This is a genomic window from Streptomyces hygroscopicus subsp. hygroscopicus (assembly GCF_001553455.1).
GTDB classification, from domain to species: domain Bacteria; phylum Actinomycetota; class Actinomycetes; order Streptomycetales; family Streptomycetaceae; genus Streptomyces; species Streptomyces hygroscopicus.
The window spans coordinates 1-4,871 of sequence record NZ_BBOX01000261.1; the positions used below are offsets into that span (position 1 = coordinate 1).

The 4,871-nt window shown below is 70.7% G+C and carries 6 protein-coding genes; 3 read left to right on the forward strand and 3 right to left on the reverse strand.

The features are described 5' to 3' along the window. Positions 1–278 precede the first annotated feature (278 nt). The 3 genes from AXW62_RS25175 to AXW62_RS25185 all read right to left on the reverse strand — a co-directional run bounded on the left by AXW62_RS25175 (position 279) and on the right by AXW62_RS25185 (position 2,335). Positions 279–602: an STAS domain-containing protein gene (locus AXW62_RS25175; RefSeq protein WP_044569898.1), complete on the reverse strand. Its 324-nt coding sequence runs from the start codon at positions 600–602 to the stop codon at positions 279–281. A 155-nt stretch (positions 603–757) separates the two neighbouring features. Continuing rightward, positions 758–1,606: a 3-hydroxyacyl-CoA dehydrogenase family protein gene (locus AXW62_RS25180; protein WP_060946510.1), complete on the reverse strand. Its 849-nt coding sequence runs from the start codon at positions 1,604–1,606 to the stop codon at positions 758–760. Positions 1,607–1,693: 87 nt separating this feature from the next. Beyond that, positions 1,694–2,335 (reverse strand): TetR/AcrR family transcriptional regulator, encoded by a 642-nt coding sequence (locus AXW62_RS25185; RefSeq protein WP_060946511.1) that lies wholly within the window; start codon positions 2,333–2,335, stop codon positions 1,694–1,696. Between the two features lie 79 nt (positions 2,336–2,414). On the opposite strand from AXW62_RS25185, the gene AXW62_RS25190 reads away from it, so the two are divergent. The 3 genes from AXW62_RS25190 (at position 2,415) to AXW62_RS25200 (ending at position 4,829) form a co-directional block, all read left to right on the forward strand. Further along, positions 2,415–3,197 carry an ABC transporter ATP-binding protein gene (locus AXW62_RS25190; RefSeq protein WP_060946512.1) on the forward strand — a complete coding sequence of 261 codons (783 nt, stop codon included), beginning with the start codon at positions 2,415–2,417 and terminating at the stop codon, positions 3,195–3,197. Between the two features lie 208 nt (positions 3,198–3,405). Further along, the gene (locus tag AXW62_RS25195) at positions 3,406–4,161 is read left to right on the forward strand and encodes an ABC transporter permease (protein ID WP_030823926.1); all 756 of its coding nucleotides are present in this window, start codon (positions 3,406–3,408) and stop codon (positions 4,159–4,161) included. Positions 4,162–4,256: 95 nt separating this feature from the next. Next, on the forward strand, positions 4,257–4,829 hold the full coding sequence (locus AXW62_RS25200) for a cob(I)yrinic acid a,c-diamide adenosyltransferase (protein WP_060946513.1): 573 nt from the start codon (positions 4,257–4,259) through the stop codon (positions 4,827–4,829). The last annotated feature ends 42 nt before the right edge of the window (positions 4,830–4,871 follow it).

Genomic DNA, 4,871 nt, shown 5'->3' on the forward strand with positions numbered 1-4,871 from the left:
CCGGGACTCGCGCCCGGCCCGGTGTCGTCGTGACCGTGCTCTTCCGGTCTGCGGTTCTTCGGGTCCATGGTCCTTGCCCCCCAGATGCGTGGCGTGCTGTAAGGCTCCCCGGCCTGCCTTCGCTTCTGGTCCGGTGCCGCCGTGCGGAAATGCCTCCGGTCATCACCGAACCCCGGGCCGTATGAGACGGCCTGGACCTGCTCACAGTATCCACCGCGCCGGAGGGCGCCCGCGCCACCCCGGGTAACGCGCCGACTCCGGGCAACCGGCCCACGCGCTCAGACCCGCGGCAGCGACTCCGCCTCCAGGCCGCCTTCGATCGCCAGGATGCGGTGCAGCCGGGTGGCCACCAACAGCCGCTGCATCTGGGGCGGCACCCCGCGCAGCACCAGCCTCCTGCCCGCCCGGCCCGCCCGGCGGTGCGCGCCCATGATCACGCCGAGGCCGGTGGCGTCCCAGGAGTCCAGTTCGGTGAGGTCGAGAACGAGATCCCCGCCGCCGGCGTCGACGGCGGTGTGCAGGGCCGTACGGGCGTCCGCCGCGCTCCGGACGTCCAGTCGGCCCCCGACGACCAGCTCGGCGTGGTCGCCCCTGATGTGCATATGCGCTCCCCAATACGGTGCGTCGTGTCGTCAATGCGCCATTTCTGTCTACAGAACTGACTGCGCCTCACCCGAGGAAGTTGCCGTCTGTAAGCGAACCGATACCGAATTCACCCGCGAGGGTGAGTTCCGGCCCTGGCGCCGCACCAGGGCCCTCAGTAGCGGTAGAAGCCCTCGCCGCTCTTACGGCCGATGTCCCCCGCGTCCACCATCCGGCGCATGATCTCCGGCGGCGCGAACTTCTCGTCCTGAGACTCGGTGTAGATGTTGTCGGTGGCGTGCAACAGGATGTCCACGCCGGTCATATCGGCCGTCGCGAGGGGTCCCATCGCATGGCCGAAGCCCAGCTTGCAGGCGGTGTCGATGTCCTCGGCCGTGGCGACCCCCGACTCGTACAGCTTCACCGCTTCCACGACGAGCGCCGAGATGAGCCGGGTGGTGACGAAACCCGCGACATCGCGGTTGACGACGATACAGGTCTTCCCGACGCCCTCCGCGAACTCCCGTGCGGCGGCGAGGGTTTCCTCGCTGGTCTTGTAGCCGCGGACCAGCTCGCACAGCGCCATCATGGGGACGGGCGAGAAGAAGTGCGTGCCGACGACCCGCTCCGGGCGGCCGGTGGCCGACGCGATCTTGGTGATCGGGATCGCGGAGGTGTTCGAGGCCAGGATCGCGTCGTCCTTGACCAGCTTGTCGAGGGCGCCGAAGATCTCCCGCTTGACCTCGATCTTCTCGAAGACCGCCTCCACCACGACATCCGCGTCGGCGGCGGCGTCGAGGTCGGTCGTGGTGGTGATCCGGCCCAGCGCCGCCTCGGCCGCCTCCGCCGCCAGCTTGCCCTTGGCGACGAATTTCCCGTACGAGGCCCGGATGGCGTCCGTGCCGCGCCGCAGCGCCTCGTCGGTCACATCACGCAGCACCACGTCCCAGCCCGCCTGGGCCGAGACCTGCGCGATGCCGGACCCCATGAGTCCGGCTCCGATGACCGCGAGCTTCTTGGCCACGGCACACACCCTTCTGTTGTCTTCGACAGTCCGATGTGCCGGACCTTAACGCCCGTTCACCCCCTCGGGCAGCCCTCGTAACGCGCGTCACGGTGTGTTCTTCACCGCATAGTTGAGCACGGTGTCGCCGAGGAGCGATTCCATGACGTCGACCATGCGGAGGGCGTCCTCGGCGACCTCGTCCACCCCGCCGCCCTCCGCGAGCCCGCGCTGGATACCGCGCCGGACGGCGTTCTCCGCCCCGACGAGCTGGTGGGCGATGAAATCGGGGGTCGGGTCCCGCGGCTCGGCGGCGGCCTCTTCGCGCAGGGTGACGCCGAGCTGGTGGACCGTCCTCCCCTGGATCGTGAAGAGACGGGCCATCAGCGTCGGCGAATCCACGATGACCTGCCGGAACCGGTCGTAGCCCTCGGTCAGCCCGACGTAGGGGTGCCGCTCGCGGATGTCCTGGCGCAGCCGGTCCAGCAGCGCCCGCGCCGCCGACTGGCCGACGGCGCGCTCCCGGACGAGCCGGGAGGGGCGGTCGACGATCTCCTCCTCGCGGTCGACGAAGAGGTCCTCCTTGGTCGGGAAGTAGTTGTAGACCGTGTTGACGGAGACCTCGGCCGCCTCGGCGACCTCCGCGATGGTGACCGCCTCGAAGCCGCGCTCCATGAACAGCCCGGTCGCCACGTCCGAGATGTGCTGCCTGGTCTGCCGCTTCTTGCGTTCCCTGAGCCCTTCCGCCATGGCCTCATCCTAACTTCGCTGGGGCTCCTTGGTTTTTGGGGTCATTGCAAAAATAGAGCGGCCCTGTTTTTCTTGTCCCATGGCAGTCATCACGACGAACGGCCTCACCCACACCTTCCGGACCAAACGCGGCCCCGTGACGGCCGTGCGCGGTATCGACCTGACCGTCGAGCGCGGGGAGATCCTGGGCTTCCTCGGGCCCAACGGGGCGGGCAAGACCACCACGCTGCGCATGCTGACCACGCTGCTCCCGCCCACCGGCGGCAGCGCCACCGTCGCCGGACACGACCTGGCCCGCGATCCGGCGGGGGTACGCCGGCGGATCGGCTACGTGGCCCAGTCCGGCGGGGTCGACCCGACGGTCTCGGTACGGGAGGAACTGGTCACCCAGGGGCGGCTCTACCGGATGGACAAGCCCGGGGCGACCGCCCGCGCCGCAGAGCTGGCCCGCGAGCTGGACCTCACCGCACTGCTGGACCGGCCCTGTGCGGCGCTCTCCGGCGGCCAGCGGCGGCGGCTGGACATCGCCCTCGGCCTGGTCCACCGGCCCGGGATCCTCTTCCTGGACGAGCCGACCACCGGCCTCGACCCCGGCAGCCGCGCCGATCTGTGGCAGCTGATCCGCCGGCTGCGCGCCGAGCACGGCATGACCGTCTGCCTGACCACCCACTACCTGGACGAGGCGGAGGCCCTGTCGGACCGGCTCGTCATCGTCGACCAGGGCCTGGTGGCCGCCGAGGGCACCGCGCGGGACCTCAAGGCCGAGTACGGCGGCTCACCGGACGCCACCCTCCAGGACGCCTTCATCGCCGTCACCGGGCGCGGCGCCGCCCCGCGGGACCCCGCCCCGCTCGCCGTCTGACCCGGACCACACCAAGCGCCCAAAGCACCGGAAGCCCAGAGGACACCGCGGCTCCCGGAGCACCGGAAGCTCCGGAAGCCCAGAGGACACGGCAGCTCCCGGAGCACCGGAAGCCCAGAAGCCGCACAAGCTCCGGAAGCCCGGGCGCTCCAGAGGCTCCGGAAGCCCGGACGCTCCAGAAGAAAGTCCGCCCCCAGAAGAAGGCCCCATGCCTCATCTCGTCTCCGACACGGCCCTGATCTTCGGCCGCTACGCCCGCCAGACGCTGCGCTCCACACCCGCCCTGGTCTTCGGGATGGTCCAGCCGCTGCTCTTCCTCGTGTTCTTCGGTCCGCTGCTCACCGATGTGCCGCTGGGCGGCCAGGGCAGCTCCTGGCAGACCATCGTCCCCGGCATCCTGGTCCAACTCGGCCTCTTCAGCGCCTCGTTCGCCGGGATCGGACTGATCCTCGAGCGGCGCACGGGCGTCATCGAGCGCATGCGGGTCACCCCGGTCAGCCGGCTGGCGCTGCTCATGGGCCGGGTACTCAAGGACGTCGTACAGCTGCTGACGCAGTCCGTGGTGCTGGTGTGCGTCGCCGTCGCGCTCGGGCTGCGCGCCCCGGTGCTGGGTGTGGCCATCGGCTTCCTCTTCGTCGGCGTGCTCACCGTCTCGCTCGCCTCGCTCTCGTACGCGCTGGCGATGCGGGTGGCCACCCCGCAGGGGTTCGCGCCGGTCATCAACTCGCTCACCATGCCCGCGATGCTGCTGTCCGGGATTCTGCTGCCGATGTCGCTCGGGCCCCGCTGGCTCGACGTCACCTCGCACTTCGTGCCGTTCCGCTATCTCGTGGACGGGGTGCGGGCCGCCTTCGCGGGCGAGTACGGGGACGGGAAGATCGCGTCGGCCGCGGTGGTCGCCACCGCGCTGGCGGCCGTGTCCGTGACCCTCGGCGCACGGCTCTTCCGGCAGGCCGGGGCGTAGGCCCGCCGCACAGGCTCGGAGCCATCCAGGGCGCAGGCCCGCCGCACAGGCTCGGAGCCATCCAGGGCGCAGGCCCGCCGCGTAGGCTCGGAGCCATGGTCAATCTCACCCGCATCTATACGCGTACCGGGGACACGGGCACCACCGCCCTCGGCGATATGAGCCGCACCGCCAAGACCGATGCGCGGATCGCCGCGTACGCCGACGCCAACGAGGCGAACGCCGCGATCGGGGTGGCCATCGCGCTGGGCGGGCTGCCCGCCGAGATCGTCAAGGTGCTGGTCCGCGTCCAGAACGACCTGTTCGACGTGGGCGCGGACCTGTCCACCCCGGTGGTGGAGAACCCCGCCCATCCCCCGCTGCGCGTGCGGCAGAGCTACATCGACAAGCTGGAGGCGGACTGCGACCGCTTCCTGGAGGGTCTGGAGAAGCTGCGCAGCTTCATCCTCCCGGGCGGCACCCCGGGCGCGGCGCTGCTGCACCAGGCGTGCACGGTGGTGCGCCGCGCAGAGCGCTCCACCTGGGCGGCGCTCGACGCGTACGGGGAGTCCATGAACGCGCTCACCGCCACCTATCTCAACCGGCTCTCGGACCTGCTGTTCATCCTGGCCCGGACGGCCAACAAGGAGGTCGGCGACATCCTGTGGGTCCCGGGCGAGAACCGCTGAAACTCCCCGGGCCCCGTCGGCACCGGCCGAGCGCGTCGCGCG

Excerpts from the sequence above, each read along its gene's own strand:
- AXW62_RS25195 (WP_030823926.1), top strand. The coding sequence starts at position 3,406 with ATGCCTCATCTCGTCTCCGACACGGCCCTGATCTTCGGCCGCTACGCC.
- AXW62_RS25185 (WP_060946511.1), bottom strand. The coding sequence starts at position 2,335 with ATGGCGGAAGGGCTCAGGGAACGCAAGAAGCGGCAGACCAGGCAGCAC.
- AXW62_RS25190 (WP_060946512.1), top strand. The coding sequence starts at position 2,415 with ATGGCAGTCATCACGACGAACGGCCTCACCCACACCTTCCGGACCAAA.
- AXW62_RS25200 (WP_060946513.1), top strand. The coding sequence starts at position 4,257 with ATGGTCAATCTCACCCGCATCTATACGCGTACCGGGGACACGGGCACC.
- AXW62_RS25175 (WP_044569898.1), bottom strand. The coding sequence starts at position 602 with ATGCACATCAGGGGCGACCACGCCGAGCTGGTCGTCGGGGGCCGACTG.